Annotated in this window: 15 protein-coding genes; 12 read left to right on the top strand and 3 right to left on the bottom strand. The window is 64.6% G+C overall.

Going from position 1 to position 18525, the window contains the following annotated elements:
• Positions 1-110: 110 nt before the first annotated feature.
• The 9 genes from sucC (at position 111) to CO664_RS18315 (ending at position 10867) form a co-directional block, all read left to right on the top strand.
• The gene (sucC, locus tag CO664_RS18355; protein ID WP_097539537.1) at positions 111-1304 is read left to right on the top strand and encodes an ADP-forming succinate--CoA ligase subunit beta; all 1194 of its coding nucleotides are present in this window, start codon (positions 111-113) and stop codon (positions 1302-1304) included.
• 17 nt (positions 1305-1321) lie between these two features.
• Positions 1322-2224: a succinate--CoA ligase subunit alpha gene (gene sucD, locus CO664_RS18350; protein WP_097526160.1), complete on the top strand. Its 903-nt coding sequence runs from the start codon at positions 1322-1324 to the stop codon at positions 2222-2224.
• Between the two features lie 239 nt (positions 2225-2463).
• Entirely contained in the window at positions 2464-5460 is a 2997-nt protein-coding gene (locus CO664_RS18345; RefSeq protein ID WP_037417768.1) for a 2-oxoglutarate dehydrogenase E1 component, read from the top strand.
• Between the two features lie 61 nt (positions 5461-5521).
• Entirely contained in the window at positions 5522-6763 is a 1242-nt protein-coding gene (odhB, locus tag CO664_RS18340) for a 2-oxoglutarate dehydrogenase complex dihydrolipoyllysine-residue succinyltransferase (RefSeq protein ID WP_097539536.1), read from the top strand.
• A 162-nt stretch (positions 6764-6925) separates the two neighbouring features.
• Positions 6926-7567: a LysE family transporter gene (locus tag CO664_RS18335; RefSeq protein WP_097539681.1), complete on the top strand. Its 642-nt coding sequence runs from the start codon at positions 6926-6928 to the stop codon at positions 7565-7567.
• Position 7568: 1 nt separating this feature from the next.
• A complete protein-coding gene (locus CO664_RS18330; protein ID WP_037417763.1) occupies positions 7569-8072 on the top strand; it encodes a hypothetical protein in 504 nt (167 codons plus the stop codon).
• Positions 8069-8821 carry an SDR family oxidoreductase gene (locus CO664_RS18325; protein WP_097526221.1) on the top strand — a complete coding sequence of 251 codons (753 nt, stop codon included), beginning with the start codon at positions 8069-8071 and terminating at the stop codon, positions 8819-8821. Before CO664_RS18330 ends, CO664_RS18325 begins: the two co-directional genes overlap by 4 nt.
• A gap of 39 nt (positions 8822-8860) precedes the next feature.
• Complete coding sequence (gene lpdA, locus CO664_RS18320; protein WP_095678016.1) at positions 8861-10267, top strand: dihydrolipoyl dehydrogenase; 1407 nt, start codon at positions 8861-8863, stop codon at positions 10265-10267.
• A 111-nt stretch (positions 10268-10378) separates the two neighbouring features.
• Positions 10379-10867, top strand: coding sequence for a DUF2867 domain-containing protein (locus CO664_RS18315; RefSeq protein WP_097539535.1), 489 nt, complete (start codon positions 10379-10381; stop codon positions 10865-10867).
• Here the strand turns inward: CO664_RS18315 and CO664_RS18310 are convergent.
• A complete protein-coding gene (locus CO664_RS18310) occupies positions 10860-11939 on the bottom strand; it encodes a TraB/GumN family protein (RefSeq protein ID WP_037417753.1) in 1080 nt (359 codons plus the stop codon). The genes CO664_RS18315 and CO664_RS18310 overlap by 8 nt on opposite strands.
• Before the next feature lie 228 nt (positions 11940-12167).
• Entirely contained in the window at positions 12168-13100 is a 933-nt protein-coding gene (locus tag CO664_RS18305) for a tyrosine recombinase XerC (protein ID WP_097539534.1), read from the bottom strand.
• Positions 13101-13243: 143 nt separating this feature from the next.
• On the opposite strand from CO664_RS18305, the gene CO664_RS18300 reads away from it, so the two are divergent.
• Complete coding sequence (locus CO664_RS18300; RefSeq protein WP_097526165.1) at positions 13244-14155, top strand: GNAT family N-acetyltransferase; 912 nt, start codon at positions 13244-13246, stop codon at positions 14153-14155.
• A gap of 52 nt (positions 14156-14207) precedes the next feature.
• The gene (locus CO664_RS18295) at positions 14208-15347 is read left to right on the top strand and encodes an AAA family ATPase (RefSeq protein WP_037417744.1); all 1140 of its coding nucleotides are present in this window, start codon (positions 14208-14210) and stop codon (positions 15345-15347) included.
• Between the two features lie 80 nt (positions 15348-15427).
• Here CO664_RS18295 and fsa read toward each other — a convergent pair whose 3' ends face one another.
• Complete coding sequence (gene fsa, locus CO664_RS18290; RefSeq protein ID WP_037417741.1) at positions 15428-16081, bottom strand: fructose-6-phosphate aldolase; 654 nt, start codon at positions 16079-16081, stop codon at positions 15428-15430.
• A 175-nt stretch (positions 16082-16256) separates the two neighbouring features.
• On the opposite strand from fsa, the gene CO664_RS18285 reads away from it, so the two are divergent.
• Positions 16257-18461, top strand: coding sequence for a primosomal protein N' (locus CO664_RS18285; RefSeq protein WP_037417738.1), 2205 nt, complete (start codon positions 16257-16259; stop codon positions 18459-18461).
• The last annotated feature ends 64 nt before the right edge of the window (positions 18462-18525 follow it).

Raw genomic sequence — 18525 nt, 5'->3', positions numbered from 1 at the left:
CCTCACGTCGGGCGGACATCCAGATCCGCTCGGCCTCCTCTTTGTTTTTGCCGCATTGGTGCGTAGGTGCCCCACCTGCCCGCACAATGCTCCCAGACAGGAAAACAACCATGAACATTCATGAGTATCAGGCCAAGGCTCTCCTGAAGAGCTATGGCGCGCCGGTCGCGGAAGGTGTCGCGATCTTCTCCGCCGACGAGGCTGAGGCCGCTGCCAAGTCGCTCCCGGGCCCGCTTTACGTGGTCAAGAGCCAGATCCATGCCGGCGGTCGCGGCAAGGGCAAGTTCAAGGAACTTTCCGCCGACGCCAAGGGCGGCGTGCGTCTCGCCTTCTCGGTCGATGAAGCCAAGGCTCATGCCAAGGAAATGATCGGCAACACGCTCGTCACTGCGCAGACCGGTGCTGCCGGCAAGCAGGTGAACCGCCTCTACATCGAGGACGGCGCCGACATCGATCGCGAACTCTATCTTTCGCTGCTCGTCGACCGCTCGGTCGGCCAGATCGCCTTCGTCGTTTCGACGGAAGGCGGCATAGACATCGAGGCTGTTGCGCACGACACGCCGGAAAAGATCGTCAACGTCGCGATCAACCCGGAAGCTGGCGTCACCGCCGCCGATCTCGCCAAGCTCACCTCGGCCCTGAAGCTCGAAGGCGAAGCCAAGGCTGACGCCGAAAAGCTCTTCCCGATCCTTTACAAGGCCTTTGTCGAGAAGGACATGAGCCTGCTCGAGATCAACCCGCTGATCGTCATGAAGAACGGCCGCATGCGCGTTCTCGATGCCAAGGTCTCTTTCGACGGCAACGCCCTGTTCCGCCACGACGACATCAAGGCGCTGCGCGACGAAACCGAAGAAGACGCCAAGGAAATCGAGGCTTCCAAGTGGGATCTCGCCTATGTCGCGCTCGACGGCAACATCGGCTGCATGGTCAACGGCGCGGGTCTCGCCATGGCGACGATGGACATCATCAAGCTTTACGGCAAGGAGCCGGCGAACTTCTGCGACGTCGGCGGTGGCGCCGGCAAGGAGAAGGTCGCGGCAGCCTTCAAGATCATCACGGCCGACCCGAAGGTCGAGGGCATCCTCGTCAACATCTTCGGCGGCATCATGAAGTGCGATGTCATCGCTGAAGGTGTCGTTGCGGCCGTGCAGGAAGTCGGCCTCAAGGTTCCGCTGGTCGTTCGTCTCGAAGGCACGAATGTCGAGCTTGGCAAGAAGATCCTGAACGAATCCGGCCTGGCGATCACCGCCGCCGACGATCTGGATGACGCTGCCAAGAAGATCGTCGCTGCGATCAACGGCTAACTGAAGGACCAGACCTCATGTCGATTCTCGTCAATAAGAACACCAAGGTCCTCGTTCAGGGCCTGACCGGCAAGACCGGCACCTTCCATACCGAACAGGCGCTTGCCTATTACGGCACGCAGATGGTCGGCGGCATTCACCCGAAGAAGGGCGGCGAAACCTGGACCGGCTCCAAGGGCGAAACCCTGCCGATCTTCACCTCGGTTGCCGAAGGCCGTGAAAAGACCGGTGCGGACGCATCCGTGATCTATGTTCCGCCGGCAGGCGCCGCGGACGCGATCATCGAGGCGATTGATGCGGAAATCCCGTTCATCACCTGCATTACCGAGGGCATCCCGGTTGCCGACATGGTGCGCGTCAAGGCTCGCCTCGACCGCTCCAAGTCGCGCCTGCTCGGCCCGAACTGCCCCGGCATCCTGACGCCGGAAGAATGCAAGATCGGCATCATGCCGGGCTCGATCTTCCGCAAGGGCTCGGTCGGCATCGTCTCGCGCTCCGGCACGCTGACCTATGAAGCCGTGTTCCAGACCTCCAACGAGAGCCTCGGCCAGACGACGGCCGTGGGCATCGGCGGCGACCCGGTCAAGGGCACGGAGTTCATCGACGTGCTCGAGATGTTCCTGGCGGACGAAGCCACGACCTCGATCATCATGATCGGCGAAATCGGCGGCTCGGCCGAAGAGGATGCCGCGCAGTTCCTCATCGACGAGGCCAAAAAGGGCCGCAAGAAGCCGATGGCCGGCTTCATCGCGGGCCGTACCGCGCCGAAGGGCCGTACCATGGGCCACGCCGGCGCCGTCGTTTCCGGCGGCAAGGGCGATGCGGAATCCAAGATCGCTGCGATGGAGCAGGCAGGCATCCGCGTGTCGCCGTCGCCGGCCCGTCTCGGCAAGACGCTGGTCGAAGTCCTCAAGGGCTGATCGGAAGACTTCTGCCCGGGTCGGGGCGATTCGGCCCGGGCAGCCTGCGGCCCGCGTGTTTCCTTGGCTGATTGAAGATCAGGACATGCGGTAACGAAATGCCACGGTGGTTCGGGCGCGTCCTTCCGATGTGCGGCGCCGTAGGAAAGGGCGCCAGGCTCGCCGAACGAACATGAATGACCGGGATACCCGGCAACCCAACTCAGTCAGGAGGCGGACAGAACAGTCCGCGTGAGACCATGACAAGGCAAGAGGCCAACGAGCAATTCCAGCTCACTTCGTTTCTGGACGGCGCCAATGCCGCCTATATCGAGCAGCTCCATGCGCGCTACGAAGCGGACCCCGCGTCCGTGTCGGCCGAATGGCAGGCCTTCTTCAAGGCGCTCGCCGACCGGCCCGAAGACGTCGTGAAGGCAGCCAAGGGCGCCTCCTGGAAGAAGAAGAACTGGCCGATCACCGCGAATGGCGAACTCGTCTCGGCGCTCGACGGCGACTGGGGCACGGTCGAGAAGGCTATCGAGAAGAAGGTCAAGGCGAAGGCTGAAGAAGCCGCCGCAGCGACCGGTACCCTCGCCAGCGCTGCCGACATCCATCAGGCGACGCGCGATTCCGTTCGCGCCATCATGATGATCCGCGCCTATCGCGCCCGCGGCCACCTGCATGCCAAGCTCGACCCGCTCGGCCTTGCCGCCCCGGTCGAGGACTACAACGAGCTTTCGCCGTCGAACTATGGTTTCGACGAGAAGGACCTCGACCGCAAGATCTTCATCGACAACGTGCTCGGCCTCGAATACGCGTCCATCCGCGAAATGGTCGAGATCCTCGAGCGGACCTATTGCTCGACGATCGGCGTCGAATTCATGCACATGTCCAACCCCGAGGAGAAGGCCTGGATCCAGGAGCGGATCGAGGGACCGGACAAGGGCGTCGAGTTTACGCCCGAGGGCAAGCGGGCGATCCTGCAGAAGCTCATCGAAGCGGAAGGCTTCGAGCAGTTCATCGACGTCAAGTATAAGGGCACCAAGCGCTTCGGCGTCGACGGCGGTGAATCGCTGATCCCGGCGCTCGAACAGATCATCAAGCGCGGCGGGCAGCTCGGCCTCAAGGAAATCGTTCTCGGCATGGCCCATCGGGGCCGCCTGAACGTCCTCTCGCAGGTCATGGCCAAGCCGCATCGCGCCATCTTCCACGAGTTCAAGGGCGGCTCCTATGCGCCCGACGACGTGGAAGGCTCCGGTGACGTCAAGTATCACCTCGGCGCTTCGTCCGACCGCGAGTTCGACGGCAACAAGGTGCACCTGTCTCTGACGGCGAACCCGTCGCATCTCGAAATCGTCAACCCGGTGGTCATGGGCAAGGCGCGCGCCAAGCAGGACCAGATGGCAACCGTCTTCGAGGGCGATATCATTCCGCTGCGCGAGCGCGTCAAGGTGATGCCGCTGCTGCTCCACGGCGATGCAGCCTTCGCCGGACAGGGCGTGGTTGCCGAAATCCTCGGGCTCTCCGGCCTGCGCGGCCATCGCGTCGCCGGCACCGTCCACTTCATCATCAACAACCAGATCGGCTTCACCACCAACCCGGCCTTCTCGCGGTCCTCGCCCTATCCATCGGACGTCGCGAAGATGATCGAGGCGCCGATCTTCCACGTCAACGGCGACGATCCGGAAGCCGTCGTCTACGGCGCCAAGGTGGCGACCGAGTTCCGGATGAAGTTCCACAAGCCGGTGGTGGTCGACATGTTCTGCTACCGCCGCTTCGGCCACAACGAGGGCGACGAGCCGGCGTTCACGCAGCCGAGGATGTACAAGGCGATCCGCGCCCACAAGACTGTCGTCCAGCTCTATTCGGAGCGACTGATCGCCCAGGGCATCATCACCGAGGGCGAAGTCGAGAAGATGAAGGCCGACTGGCGCGCCCATCTCGAGCAGGAGTTCGAGGCCGGCCAGTCCTACAAGCCGAACAAGGCCGACTGGCTCGACGGTTTATGGTCGGGCCTGCGCACCGCCGACAACCAGGATGAGCAGCGCCGTGGCCGGACCTCGGTGCCGATGAAGCAGCTCAAGGAAATCGGCCGCAAGCTCTCCGAGATCCCGGCCGGGTTCAACGCGCATCGCACCATCCAGCGTTTCATGGAAAACCGCGCCAACATGATCCAGACCGGCGAGGGTGTCGACTGGGCGATGGCCGAGGCGCTCGCCTTCGGGACGCTCGTCACCGAGGGTACGAAGATCCGCCTATCGGGCCAGGACTGCGAGCGCGGCACCTTCTCGCAGCGCCATTCGGTCCTCTACGACCAGGAGACCGAAGAGCGCTACATTCCGCTCGCCAATCTGTCGCCGAGCCAGGCGCGCTACGAGGTCATCAACTCGATGCTCTCCGAAGAGGCGGTGCTCGGCTTCGAATACGGCTATTCGCTCGCCCGTCCCAACGCGCTGACGCTCTGGGAAGCCCAGTTCGGCGATTTCGCCAACGGCGCGCAGGTGGTCTTCGACCAGTTCGTCTCGTCCGGCGAACGCAAATGGCTGCGCATGTCGGGCCTCGTCTGCCTGCTGCCGCACGGCTATGAAGGCCAGGGGCCGGAACACTCCTCGGCCCGCCTCGAGCGCTTCCTGCAGCTCTGCGCGGAAGACAACATGCAGGTCGCCAACGTGACCACCCCGGCGAACTACTTCCACATCCTGCGCCGCCAGGTGAAGCGCGATTTCCGCAAGCCGCTGGTCCTGATGACGCCGAAGTCGCTGCTGCGCCACAAGCGGGCAATCTCCAGCCTGTCCGAGATGGCCGGCGAGAGCTCCTTCCACCGCCTGCTATGGGACGATGCGGAAGTCATCAAGGACGGCCCTATCAAGCTGCAGAAGGACTCGAAGATCCGCCGCGTCGTTCTGTGCACGGGCAAGGTCTATTACGACCTTCTGGAGGAACGCGAAAAGCGCGGCATCGACGACATCTATCTGCTGCGCGTCGAGCAGCTCTATCCGTTCCCGGCGAAAGCGCTCATCAACGAACTCAGCCGCTTCCGCCATGCGGAGATGGTCTGGTGCCAGGAAGAGCCGAAGAATATGGGCGCCTGGTCGTTCATCGACCCCTATCTCGAATGGGTCCTTGCCCATATCGACGCCAAGTATCAGCGGGTGCGCTACACCGGCCGTCCGGCCGCCGCTTCGCCGGCAACCGGCTTGATGTCCAAGCACCTGGCGCAGCTGGCCGCCTTCCTTGAGGACGCGCTGGGGGGCTGATTAAGCCCTCCACGGTCTGCCAATCGACAGAAACAGATATCTGATCAACGGAACAAAAATCATGGCAACAGAAATCCGCGTTCCTACCCTCGGCGAATCCGTCAGCGAAGCGACCGTCGGTACCTGGTTCAAGAAGGTCGGCGATGCGATCAAGGCCGACGAGCCGATCCTTGAGCTCGAGACCGACAAGGTGACGATCGAAGTGCCGGCGCCGGCCGCCGGCACGCTCAGCGAGATCGTCGCCCAGGCGGGTGAGACCGTCGGCCTCGGCGCGTTGCTCGGCCAGATCGCCGAAGGCGCCGGTGCCGCCGCTGCCGCCCCCGCCGCCGCCGAGAAGAAGCCGGAACCTGCAGCCGCCGCTGCTGCTCCGGCTGCACAGTCTGCCGCTGCGGCGCCGCAGGCCCAGTCCTCGATGCCGGCTGCTCCGTCGGCCGCCAAGCTCATCGCGGAGAACAACCTTTCCGCCGACCAGATCGACGGTTCGGGAAAGCGCGGCCAGGTGCTGAAAGGTGATGTGCTCGCTGCCGTCGCAAAAGGAATTTCGGCACCCGCCGCCGAACCGCCCAAGGTCCAGGCGCGTGCGCCGGCGCCCGCCGAAGACGCCGTCCGCGAAGAGCGCGTCAAGATGACCCGCCTGCGCCAGACGATCGCCCGACGTTTGAAGGACGCGCAGAACACGGCAGCTATGCTCACCACCTATAACGAGGTGGACATGAGCGCCGTCATGAGCCTGCGCAACAAGTACAAGGACATCTTCGAGAAGAAGCACGGCGTGAAGCTCGGCTTCATGGGCTTCTTCACCAAGGCCGTCACCCATGCGCTCAAGGAGCTGCCGGCTGTCAACGCGGAGATCGACGGCACCGACATCATCTACAAGAACTACTGCCATATCGGCGTTGCCGTCGGCACCGACAAGGGCCTGGTGGTCCCGATCGTGCGCGATGCCGACCAGATGTCGATCGCCGAGATCGAGAAGGACATCGGCCGTCTCGGCAAGGCGGCACGCGACGGAACGCTGTCGATGGCCGACATGCAGGGTGGTACCTTCACCATCTCCAATGGCGGCGTCTACGGTTCGCTGATGTCCTCGCCGATCCTCAACGCGCCGCAGTCGGGAATCCTGGGCATGCACAAGATCCAGGACCGGCCGGTGGCGATCGGCGGCCAGGTCGTCATCCGCCCGATGATGTATCTGGCGCTCTCCTACGACCACCGCATCGTCGACGGCAAGGAAGCCGTGACCTTCCTGGTGCGCGTCAAGGAAAGCCTTGAGGATCCGGAGCGCCTGGTGCTCGACCTCTAATGAAAGCGGGGGCGCGAGCCCCCGTTTCCTTCTCGCCGCGCGCAGCCATCGACGCGGCCGCTCGACAGCGATGAGGCAGGGGGCTAGGCTCCAGCAAAGCACGCTATGCGCGCATTCAGGCTCGCCCGGCTCCATCCTGAACTCCAACGACCGGTGACAATCATGAGCGCTTACCTGATCGAACTTGCTTCGCTGATGGCGATCTTTGTCTTTGCCATCGTATCGCCCGGCGCCGATCTTGCCATGGTGATCCGCCAGTCACTGGTCAACGGACGCCGGGCAGCGATCATCACCTCCTTCGGGATCGGCGCGTCGCTGATGTTTCATATCAGCTACACCGTACTCGGCCTGGGGCTGATCATTTCGCAATCGATCTATCTCTTCAATATCGTCAAATGGTGCGGCGTCGCTTACCTGATCTATATCGGCGTCAAGGCGCTTCGGGCCGGGCAGACCGAGATCGACGCGGAGCCGGGCGAGGATGCCGGAGCGCGCAGGGGCCAGTCGGCGCTGAAGGCCTTCGGCCTCGGCTTTGCCGCCAATGCGCTCAACCCCAAGGCTGTTTTCTTCTTCCTGTCTATCTTCTCGACGGTCGTCGGCGCGGATACGCCGATGGTCGTGAAATTCGGCTACGGCCTTGTCATGGCGAGCGCTCTCATCCTCTGGTTCGTCGGCGTCAGCCTGTTCATGACAACGCCAAGGATGCGCGCCGCCTTCACACGGGTAAGCAAGTGGATCGACCGGGCAAGCGGCATGGTCTTCATTGCGCTCGGCCTGAAGCTCGCGACCGAAAAGGCTGCCTGAGATGCCCGGCGGGCCAGCCATCTTCGCTTTCGTCGCGCTGGCGCTGGCCGCCCTTCCTGTGCTTGCCGCGGATTGCAAGCAGGCCCGGGCGATCTACGCCGACCCGGCCGGTGGCTATGAACTGCGTTTCGAGCCGGTCGGATCGGAAGCAGCGGTCACCAGCAATCACTTCAAGATCCGCGTCGAGGGCACCGGGCTGACGCTCGACGGCGTCGTCTTGCCCTCGGGCGAACCGGAACGCCCGAACGGCATCGTCATGAACAATTGCCCTACCGGGGACGTGACCGGCGCCGACCTTGCGGCCTGCACCGTCTGGCAGGGTCCGATCTATGCCGTCGACAGCGCCGGCTCGATCGGATTGCTTCAAGCCGAAGACGCGCCGGCGGCGCGGCAGATACTGCTTCCGAATTTCGGCCCGTCGCTGCGCCAATCGAGCGCCTGGGGCGAAGGCAAGGCCTCGTCGGACAGTTCCGATATCTTCGACTTCAAGGGATGCGCCGCGTGAGTGGCGGCCGCGTCCTTCTCGTCACCGGCGGCAGCCGCGGCATCGGCGCCGCCGTCTGCCTCGCCGCGGCGTCTGAAGGCTGGCGGGTGGCCGTCAACTATGCCTCAAACCGGCTGGCCGCCGAGAATGTCGTGGCAAAAATTGCCGCTGCCGGCGGCTCGGCGGTCGCCGTCCACGGCGATGTCGGTTCCGAGGACGGCATAAAGGCGATCTTTGCGGCGGTCGACGCGGCCTTCGGCCGGCTCGACGGGCTCGTCAACAATGCCGGCATCATCGGCCCGCCGCAGCGGATCGACGAGGTCTCGCCCGAACGGCTGGAGCGGATGTTCCGTGTCAATGTGACCGGCACCATTCGCTGCGCGGCGGAGGCCGTGCTCCGGATGTCGACGCGTCATAGCGGCAAGGGCGGCGCGATCGTCAACCTTTCCTCCGCCGCGGCCGTGCTGGGCGCGCCGGGTCAATATGTCGACTATGCCGCCGCGAAAGGCGCGGTCGACAGCTTCACTATCGGCCTCGCGCGCGAAGTGGCGTCCGAGGGTGTTCGCGTGAACGCGGTCCGCCCCGGCATCATCGATACGGATATCCATGCGTCCGGCGGCCTGCCCGATCGCGCCCGCGACATGGCGCCGTCGATCCCGATGCAGCGTTCCGGCACGGCCGGCGAGGTGGCCGACGCGATTCTCTATCTCCTGTCGGATAAGGCGACTTATGTGACCGGAGCCATTCTCAATGTCAGCGGCGGGCGATGACCGTCCTTTCAACGACGACCCTCCCAGAAGGATTATCAAATGGCTTATGATCTCATCGTTATCGGTAGCGGTCCCGGCGGCTATGTCTGCGCCATCAAGGCGGCGCAACTGGGCATGAAGGTGGCCGTGGTCGAGAAGCGCAGCACCTATGGCGGCACCTGCCTCAATGTCGGCTGCATTCCTTCCAAGGCGCTGCTGCATGCTTCCGAGATGTTCCACCACGCCGCGCATGGCCTCGATGCGCTCGGCGTCGAGGTCGCAAGCCCGAAGCTCAATCTGCAGAAGATGCTCGCCCACAAGGACGCGACCGTTAAGGCGAATGTCGACGGCGTCTCCTTCCTCTTCAAGAAGAACAAGATCGACGGCTTCCAGGGCACCGGGAAGGTACTCGGCCAGGGCAAGGTGTCCGTCACCAACGACAAGGGCGAGGAGCAGGTCCTCGAAGCCAAGAACATCGTCATCGCCACCGGTTCGGACGTTGCCGGCATTCCCGGCGTCGATGTCGCTTTCGACGAGAAGGTGATCATCTCCTCGACCGGCGCTCTCGAACTGGAGAAGGTGCCGACGAGCATGATCGTCGTCGGCGGCGGCGTCATCGGTCTCGAGCTCGGTTCGGTCTGGGCGCGCCTCGGCGCCAAGGTGACCGTTGTCGAGTTCCTCGATACGATCCTCGGCGGCATGGACGGCGAGGTCGCCAAGCAGCTCCAGCGGATGCTGGCGAAGCAGGGTCTCGACATCAAGCTCGGCGCCAAGGTGACCGGCGTGGTGAAGTCGGAAAACGGCGCGAAGGTGACCTTCGAACCGGTCAAGGGCGGCGAGGCGACGACGCTCGACGCGGAGGTGGTGCTGGTCGCGACCGGCCGCAAGCCCTGCACCGAGAACATGGGTCTCGCCAAGGCGGGCGTCGTCCTCGACTCGCGCGGCCGGGTGGAAATCGACAATCACTTCCAGACGAGCATCGCCGGCGTCTACGCCATCGGCGACGTGGTGCGCGGGCCGATGCTCGCCCACAAGGCGGAGGACGAAGGCGTCGCCGTGGCGGAGATCATCGCCGGTCAGGCGGGTCACGTGAACTACGACGTCATTCCGGGCGTCGTCTACACCCAGCCGGAGGTCGCCTCCGTCGGCAAGACCGAGGAGGAACTGAAGGCCGCCGGCGTCGCCTACAAGGTCGGCAAGTTCCCCTTCACCGCCAATGGCCGCGCCCGCGCCATGCTTCAGACGGACGGTTTCGTGAAGATCCTCGCGGACAAGGAGACGGACCGCGTCCTCGGCGGCCATATCATCGGCTTCGGCGCCGGCGAGATGATCCACGAAATCGCCGTGCTGATGGAATTCGGCGGCTCGTCCGAGGACCTCGGCCGCATCTGCCATGCCCATCCGACCATGTCGGAGGCGGTGAAGGAAGCGGCGCTTTCGACCTTCTTCAAGCCGATCCACATGTGATCGGCACCTCTGTGACAATTGGCCCGGGGCTGCGACAAGCGGCCCCCTCCCTTCGGACGCCGTCCGAAGCAATCATGAATCCCTCACCGGTTAGCCGGAAAGGACGTGTTCATGAAACCACGCAGCGTTGCCGCCCGCTTGCCCAATGTCTGCCTGCCCGGCGCCGACTGGGCGGACTGCTATGAGCTTCTCCATCTCGGGGAACGCATCACCGCACACGAAGCGGCAAGGCGGGCGCTCGGCAGTGCGCCGCGCTGGGTTCGCAAACTTCTGGCGCTGCGCAACCGCATCGTTGCGCCGCTTGGTCTCAAGGCCGGCGCCCCTTTCGCAGATGCCAGCCTGATCGGCGCCTTCCCGATCCCCACCGGCAGCGATCGCGAAATCGTCCTCGGCCTCGATGACCGGCATCTGGATTTCCGCATCGCCGTGGAGGTGCGCGACGGTCCGGCCGACAGCCAAGTGATCGGCATCACGACGCTGGTGCGCCGCAAGAACCTGTTCGGTTACTTTTATCTCGCCGCCGTCACGCCCTTTCACAAGGCGATCGTTCCGGCATTGCTCGCGCAGCTGAACGAACCGGCGCAATCGATCCTCAATTGACCGGCGTGACGGTGAAGCCCTGCCGGCGCAGGAGCTCGACCAGCCCTTCCTTGCCGGGCAGATGCAGCGCGCCGACGGCCATGAAGACGTTGCCGCCTTTCAGGATAGGCTTGGCGCGCACCGCCATGACCCTGTTGCGGTCGATGATGATCCGCTGCTCGAAGTCGGCATAGCCGAGATCGCCGGGCGAGAGTTTTTCGGCCACCGAGCGCATCATCGGCAGGATCATGCCGGTGTCGCCGGCAAGGTAGAGGTCGGTCATCGTCGTCAATACGTCGTCGATCGTCTTGCCGAGCGCGAGCGTTTCGATCAGCGCCCGCAGATGCCACTCGACGGGAAGCGAGTCCATCGCGGCGAGCTGCTCAACCAGGCTTTCCAGTCCCTTCAGGCTCTTGCCCTGGCTCACGGCATCCTCGGCGAGCTTCTTGTCGAGGAAGGACGCGCCGGCGGCCTTGCGGGTGAATTCGCAGGCCGGCAGGGCGACGAAGCTGGCGATCATCCAGGGCTTCATCTTGGCGACGAGGGGCAGGGGAATGCCGCGCGCCTTGAGGCCGTTTTCGAGAAGTGCCCGGTCCTTCGGCTCCAGGAAATCGTTGATCGTCCTGTTGCCGGCAAACATGGTGAGGTCGGGATGCATCAGGATGGCGGCGCTCGCCTTTTTCTCGTCGATGATCTCGTCGGATTCGACGACGACGGTTTGCGCCGCGGCATAGGCTTCGGCGCCGCCGGCGGGCATGGCGAGCACACGCGGATCGGTGACGTGCATGGTGCCGAGCAGGAAGGACGGCGCCAGTCCTTGTCCTTCGATCTTCCACAGCAGGCCCTTGCCGTTCGGCACCGCATCGGCCTCGCGGCGTATCGCGGCGAGGCGGGCCGGATCGGATTGTTCGAGACCGGCAAGGATGTTGCTGCCGCCGCAGTCGGCATGTTCCGCGGCTTCGGCTTCCGAGATGGAGAGCAGGGCGACGAGGAGGCTTGCGGCCATCAGCACATGCAGAAGCGCGATCAGCCACAGCAGGGCATCGCTCGCCTTGGCGGCCAAAGTGCGAACCGGTTCTGTGAGCGTCGTCATGAGTATCGGGTCCCCCGGGGATGTGCTTCAAACCCTACGCCGCCTCGGTCACGGGTTCCTTAACGCGCATGGTTAATCGGCGAGCGCGTCGAATCCTAGGCTGAGGAGAAAGCGATCGCAATTTTTGGCTATAGTGCCGTGCGTCCTCCAGGACGCACAAAGGACACTGTAAGTCTTTGAGCGCATCGTACTTCTCCGAGAATCGGGTCCGATTTTCGGGCCGAAGCGCTAGGCGCGCGGATGGGCGCGATCGTAGATTTCCAGCAGCCGTGCGGAATCGACGCCGGTATAGACCTGCGTGGTCGACAGGCTGGCATGGCCGAGCAGTTCCTGGATGGTGCGCAGGTCGCCGCCGCCGGCGAGCAGATGAGTCGCGAAGGAATGGCGCAGCGCATGCGGCGTCGCCGAATCGGGCAGGCCGAGGGCCGAGCGCAGCTTCTGCATCTCGCGCTGGATGATCGCCGGCTGCAGCCTGGCCCCCCGGGCGCCGCGAAAGAGCGGCTCTTCGGGGCCGATGTGATAGGGGCAGAGTTTCCGATAGGTCGCGACCGCCTCCATCGCCGCGTCGATCAGTGGGACGATCCGGGTCTTGCCGCCCTTGCCGGTGATGCGCAGCGATAGAGCGCCGGAAAAATCGTCCGGCGTCAGGTCCAGCGCTTCCGAGATGCGCAGGCCGCAGCCGTAGAGGAGCGTCAGAACCGCAGCGTTGCGGGCGGCGATCCACGGTTCCTCGGCGAGCTGCGCCTCCGCCGTCACGACTTTCACGGCATCCCGATCGGTCAAAGGCTTCGGCAGCGACTTCGGCTGTTTCGGCGAGCGCACGGCGCCGGCGCCGGCGGCGTTGGCAAGACCGTTTTTCTCGAGGTAGCGCAGGAATGACCGCAGCCCGGCGAGGCCGCGGCCCAGCGTGCGCGCTCCGGCTCCGGCCTTGCGGCGCTGCGCGAGAAAGCCGCGCAGATCGGCCGGCCTGAGCGTCCGGATGTCTGCGAGCCGCGGCGGCCCGGCGAGATGTCCGGTCAGGAAGGTCAGGAACTGCCGTGTGTCGCGCTCATAGGCTTCGATGGTCTTGTCGGACAGGCGGCGTTCTTCGGCAAGGCTTGCGAGCCAGCGCCGACGCTCCGCCATCACCTCCGGATGGCCGATCACGAGAAGTTCGTTCATTTCGGTCCTGCGATCAAACTCTGCTAATTCCCGGTGCAGAGCATGCCCCCGGGCCCTTATGTTTTTGCTAACGTTCTCTTGGAATTTGTCATTCTTGGATCATATTGAATTGCGATGTTTGGGCAGCAACAGCGGATGGGACCATGGCGAGACGTGATTCGGCGAGCGCGCTGGCGCATTTTGCAGAGGCAGTTGCGCTGGTCTCGCAGGGGCGCCCCGGCCACATCGTCGACACGCTGATCGCCGAGCGCGGCCAGAAGATCGTTCGCCATCCGTTGTGGCCAGTGATGCGGCCCTTTCTCTACACATTGCTCAACTACCGCAAGGCGATCGAGTTCGCCAATGCCGTCGCCAACATGCCGGGCTTTCAGGCTTTTGAGCACCTCAGTTCCTTGCTCGCGCTCGACATCCGCGTCGACAAGGCCGAGCGGATTCCAGCAAAAGGCGGGTTCCTCCTCGTCAGCAACCATCCGACGGGCATCGCCGACGGCATCGCCGTTTTCGATCTCCTGAAGAGCCGTCGCCCGGACATGATGTTCTTCGCCAATCGCGACGCCATTCGCGTCAACCCGCGTTTCGTCGAGATGGTCATTCCGGTGGAGTGGCGCGAAGAGTACAAGTCCAAGCTCAAGGCGCGCGAGACGCTGCAGGTCACCAACCGGGCCATCGAAGAGGGGAAGGCGACGGTGCTCTTTCCCTCCGGCCGCATCGCTTACTGGGCCGAGGGGCGCCTCAACGAACGCCCCTGGAAAAGTTCCGCCGTTGGCTTCGCCCGGAAATACGACCTGCCGATCCTGCCGGTGCATATGAGCGCGCGCAATTCCGGCCTGTTCTACTGGTTCGCCAAATGGTCGACGGAACTGCGGGACATGACGGTCTTCCATGAGCTCCTGAACAAGAAGGGCGACATTTTCGATTTTCGTGTCGGCAATCTTATCCCTCCGGAGGCGCTCGACGGCGATCCGGCAGAGGTCACCCGCGCGCTCGAACGCCACACGGTTTTTGACCTCGCCAGGGACAGGGACGCGATGTTCAACCGCAGCGCGTGGCGATAGGGCCGAAGTTTGGCGGTTTTGCTGAGGCGCGAGGCGGGTTAAATAAACGCCCATGCTGCTGCGCTCGATGTTTGCCGAGAACTATCGCTCGCTTCGGTCGATCCGCATGGATCTGACCGGTGTCAACCTGTTCATCGGCGAGAACGGCGTCGGCAAGTCCAATCTCTACCGCGCACTCCAGCTCGTCCAATCGGCGGTTCGCGGCAAGCTCGCCTACGAGATCGCCAAGGAGGGCGGCATGTCCTCGGCGCTCTGGAGCGGGCCGCGCCGGGCCGGCAGGCCGGTGCGGATCCGCTTCGATACGGAGCTTCTGGATGAGGAGCGGGCGATTACCTTTCGCTACAGGGTCGAGGCAGGGCTGAGGCCGCCGAGCGCGGCGGCCGGTTTTGCCTTCGAGCCGCAGGTCAAGGAGGAAGAGCTCAGCGTCGAGACCGGCAGCCGCCCGGCGATGATGATGAAGCGCTCCGGTCCCGGCATCTTCGTGCGCGGCGAGCGCGGGCGGATGGAGGACTATCCGGAACAGGCGTTGCAGTCGGAGACGGCGATCGCCCTTCTCGGCGACGCCGGCCATTACCCGGAGATCGGCACGTTCCGACGGGCGGTCGATCAATGGCGCTTCTTTCACGGCTTTCGCACCGATCGCGATTCGCCGTTGCGATCGCCGTGCCTGGCCGTGACCGCGCCGATGCTTGACGAGGACGGTGCCAACATGGCTGGCGTTTTCGCCACGCTCCGGCATATTCGACAGGAGACGGTCGACCTCGACCGCGCCGTCGCCGATGCGTTCGGCGGAGCCTTCCTCGACGTCCCCGATCCGGGCCAGTTCGCCGAGTTCTCGCTTGTCTTTCCGGAGTTCCCGCATCGCCCCTTCTCGGCGCGCGAGCTCTCTGATGGGCAGATACGCTTCCTGGCGCTGGCGGCGGCGCTGTTATCCTATCGCCGGCCGCCGCTGATCGCGCTCAACGAGCCGGAGACGAGCCTCCATCCGGACATGCTGCCGGCGCTCGCCGAGATGATCGCCAGCGCTGCGCGCGACAGCCAGATCTGGATCGTCACCCATTCCGAAAGGCTGGCCGAGGCGGTTCAGGAGCGCTGTGGCGCTCGGCCGCGCCGCGTGATCCGCAAGGACAGCGCCACCTGGATCGACGGCATGCGGCTCACCGGCCTGATGGATGATGACGAAGAGGAATGAGGGGCAATCCTGGGAGGCCGAAAGCACGGAGGCCCCGCATCGCTGCGAGGCCTCGTATTCGTCCTATCGGGATCGAAGGATCAGGCGATCCTCTGGCCGGTCTTGGCCCAGTCGGCGAGGAACATTTCCAGGCCCTTGTCTGTCAGCGGATGCTTGACCAGCGCCTTCAGCGTCGCCGGCGGGGCGGTGACGACGTCGGCGCCGATCAGGGCGGCTTCCTTGACGTGGTTGACCGTGCGGATCGAGGCGGCGAGGATTTCCGTCTCGTAGCCGTAATTGTCGAAGATGTGGCGGATCTCGCGAATCAGGTCCATGCCGTCGAACGCGATGTCGTCGAGGCGGCCGATGAACGGCGAGACGAAGGTGGCGCCGGCCTTGGCGGCGAGCAGCGCCTGGTTGGCCGAGAAGCAGAGGGTGACGTTGGTGTGATGACCGTCCGAAGTCAGTGCCTTGCAGGCCTTCAGGCCGTCGAGCGTCAGCGGCAGCTTGATGCAGATATTGTCGGCGATCTTCGCGAGAGCGCCCGCTTCCTTCATCATGTCGCTATATTCGGTGGCCGTCACTTCGGCCGAAACCGGGCCCTCGACGATCGAGCAGATTTCCTTGGTGACCTCGACGATGTCGCGCCCGGATTTCAGGATCAGCGACGGGTTGGTGGTCACGCCGTCCAGCAGGCCGAGATCGTTCAGTTCCCGGATTTCCTTTACGTCGGCGGTATCAACGAAAAATTTCATGGGACCGTTCCTTTGGCATTCAGCCGTTCGGGCGCCTTTCCGCTTACGGGGAAAACCACGGCGGAAATCGCGCGCGTTGAAACTCGGGTGGAACCGTGACAAACCCTGCTCCTGCAGGGAGGCGGTTCGCTGTGCAGTTTTCTTTAACTGAAAGCGGTGGCAAGGTCACGGCAAAATGACGCTTGATTCAACCGATTTATTCCGCGCTCTTTTCGACCGCCGCGTGGTGCCCGTCCTGGTGCCGATGCCGGCGCCGAGGGCCTATTCCTACGCGGTGCCGGAGGGCATGGCGGTCGAGCCGGGCTCGATCGTGCAGGTGCCGCTCGGACCGCGGCTGGTCGTCGGTGTCGTCTGGGACGGTACGGACGATGGTTCGGTCGATCCGAAGAAGCTCAAGGAGATCGAGAAGGTCTTCGACTGCCCGCCTCTGACGCGCGACATGCGCAGCTTTCTCGACTGGGTGGCGACCTATACGGTCACGCCTCCCGGGCTTGTCGCCCGCATGGCGCTGCGGGTGCCGACCGCCTTCGATCCCGAGCCGATGGTCGAGGCCTTGCGCCTGACCGAGCGGCGGCCCGAACGGATGACCGCCGCTCGCGAGCGCGTCCTTGCGACGGCGACCGACGGCTTCTCCTGGACCCGCTCGGGACTTGCCCACGCGGCCGGCGTCTCTTCCGGTGTGATCGACGGTCTTGCTGCGCAGGGCGTCTTCGAAACGGTGTTCATGCCGCCGCCGCCGGTGGTCGCCGCGCCCGATCCGGATTTCGCCGCGCCGCGGCTCGAGGGACCGCAGAGGCAAGCCGCTGCCGATCTGCTCACGGCCGTCGAGGAAAGAAAGTTCTCGGTGTCGCTGATCGACGGCGTCACCGGCTCCGGCAAGACCGAGGTCTATTTCGAGGCGGTCGCCGCGACGCTGAGGGCCGGCAAGCAGGTGCTGATCCTGCTGCCGGAAATCGCGCTCACCGCAAGCTTCCTGGAGCGTTTCCAGGAGCGTTTCGGCGCCAAGCCGGCGGAATGGCATTCCGACCTCGCCCCCCGCATGCGGGAGAAGGTGTGGCGGCAGGTCACGACCGGCCAGGTGCGCGTCGTCGCAGGCGCCCGCTCGGCGCTGTTCCTGCCCTTCGAGGATCTCGGTCTGATCATCGTCGACGAGGAGCACGACCCGGCCTACAAGCAGGAGGACCGGGTGTTCTACAATGCCCGCGACATGGCGGTGGTGCGCGGGCGGATCAGCGGCTTTCCGGTGGTGCTGGTTTCCGCGACCCCCTCCGTCGAGAGCCGGGTCAATGGCGAGGTCGGACGCTACCGGCCGATCCACCTGCCGACCCGTTTCGGCGATGCGGCGCTGCCGCATCTTGGGGTCGTCGACATGCGTCGTCATCCGCCCGAACGCGGCGGCTTCCTCTCGCCTGTACTCGTCAACCAGATCGGCAAGGCGATCGGCCGCGGCGAGCAGGCGCTCCTGTTCCTGAACCGCCGCGGCTATGCGCCGCTGACCCTCTGCCGTGTCTGCGGCCACCGCTTCCAGTGCCCGGACTGCTCGAGTTGGCTGGTCGAGCACCGCTTCCGCGGCCAGATCCAGTGCCACCATTGCGGCTATTCGGAGCGGACGCCCGAGGCTTGCCCGGAATGCGGCACGCTCGACCACCTGGTCGCCTGCGGCCCGGGGGTGGAGCGCATCGCCGAGGAGGTCGAGCGGCATTTCCCCGATGCCCGCACCATCGTGCTCTCCTCCGACCTGATGGGCGTGAAGCGGCTGAGGCTGGAGCTCGAGGCGATTGCCCGCGGCGAGGCGGATATCGTCATCGGCACGCAGCTCGTCGCGAAGGGGCACAATTTCCCGATGATGACGCTGGTCGGCATCGTCGATGCCGATCTCGGCCTTGCCAATGGCGATCCGCGCGCGGCCGAGCGGACCTTTCAATTGCTGTCGCAGGTGACGGGCCGCGCCGGGCGTACCGGCCTGAAGAGCCTCGGGCTCCTGCAGACCTATCAGCCGCAGCACCCGGTGATGCAGGCGATCGTCTCGGGCGATTCGGACGCCTTCTACGACCGCGAGATCCATGAGCGCGAGCGCGCGGCGCTGCCGCCCTTCGGCCGGCTCGCCTCGATCATCGTCTCGGCGGAAACGCGCAGCGATGCCGAGGGGCATGCGCGGGGCCTGCGCAACGCCGCGCCGCGCGTCGATGGCATCTCCATCCTCGGGCCGGCGGAGGCGCCGCTCGCTCTCATCCGCGGCCGCCATCGGTTCCGGCTGCTCGTCCACGGAAGGCGCAACAGCGACATGCAATCCTTCCTGAAGGCGATGATTGCCGGCGGACCGAAGGAGCGCGGCTCGATCAGCGTCCAGCTCGACGTCGATCCGCAGAGTTTTCTGTGATTGCAGCCAGACCTGCCATGCAGCCGATTCCCATCGCCGCGAACATGCGCTAGACCAAAGTGGC

The sequence above is a fragment of the Sinorhizobium sp. NG07B genome (assembly GCF_002532005.1).
In the GTDB taxonomy this organism is placed as follows: domain Bacteria; phylum Pseudomonadota; class Alphaproteobacteria; order Rhizobiales; family Rhizobiaceae; genus Sinorhizobium; species Sinorhizobium fredii_C.
The sequence above is the reverse complement of the archived record's forward strand: the minus strand, read 5'-3'. Positions and strand labels throughout refer to the sequence as shown.

Excerpts from the sequence above, each read along its gene's own strand:
- sucC (WP_097539537.1), top strand. The coding sequence starts at position 111 with ATGAACATTCATGAGTATCAGGCCAAGGCTCTCCTGAAGAGCTATGGC.
- sucD (WP_097526160.1), top strand. The coding sequence starts at position 1,322 with ATGTCGATTCTCGTCAATAAGAACACCAAGGTCCTCGTTCAGGGCCTG.
- CO664_RS18345 (WP_037417768.1), top strand. The coding sequence starts at position 2,464 with ATGACAAGGCAAGAGGCCAACGAGCAATTCCAGCTCACTTCGTTTCTG.
- odhB (WP_097539536.1), top strand. The coding sequence starts at position 5,522 with ATGGCAACAGAAATCCGCGTTCCTACCCTCGGCGAATCCGTCAGCGAA.
- CO664_RS18335 (WP_097539681.1), top strand. The coding sequence starts at position 6,926 with ATGAGCGCTTACCTGATCGAACTTGCTTCGCTGATGGCGATCTTTGTC.
- CO664_RS18330 (WP_037417763.1), top strand. The coding sequence starts at position 7,569 with ATGCCCGGCGGGCCAGCCATCTTCGCTTTCGTCGCGCTGGCGCTGGCC.
- lpdA (WP_095678016.1), top strand. The coding sequence starts at position 8,861 with ATGGCTTATGATCTCATCGTTATCGGTAGCGGTCCCGGCGGCTATGTC.
- CO664_RS18315 (WP_097539535.1), top strand. The coding sequence starts at position 10,379 with ATGAAACCACGCAGCGTTGCCGCCCGCTTGCCCAATGTCTGCCTGCCC.
- CO664_RS18310 (WP_037417753.1), bottom strand. The coding sequence starts at position 11,939 with ATGACGACGCTCACAGAACCGGTTCGCACTTTGGCCGCCAAGGCGAGC.
- CO664_RS18305 (WP_097539534.1), bottom strand. The coding sequence starts at position 13,100 with ATGAACGAACTTCTCGTGATCGGCCATCCGGAGGTGATGGCGGAGCGT.
- CO664_RS18300 (WP_097526165.1), top strand. The coding sequence starts at position 13,244 with ATGGCGAGACGTGATTCGGCGAGCGCGCTGGCGCATTTTGCAGAGGCA.
- CO664_RS18295 (WP_037417744.1), top strand. The coding sequence starts at position 14,208 with ATGCTGCTGCGCTCGATGTTTGCCGAGAACTATCGCTCGCTTCGGTCG.
- fsa (WP_037417741.1), bottom strand. The coding sequence starts at position 16,081 with ATGAAATTTTTCGTTGATACCGCCGACGTAAAGGAAATCCGGGAACTG.
- CO664_RS18285 (WP_037417738.1), top strand. The coding sequence starts at position 16,257 with ATGACGCTTGATTCAACCGATTTATTCCGCGCTCTTTTCGACCGCCGC.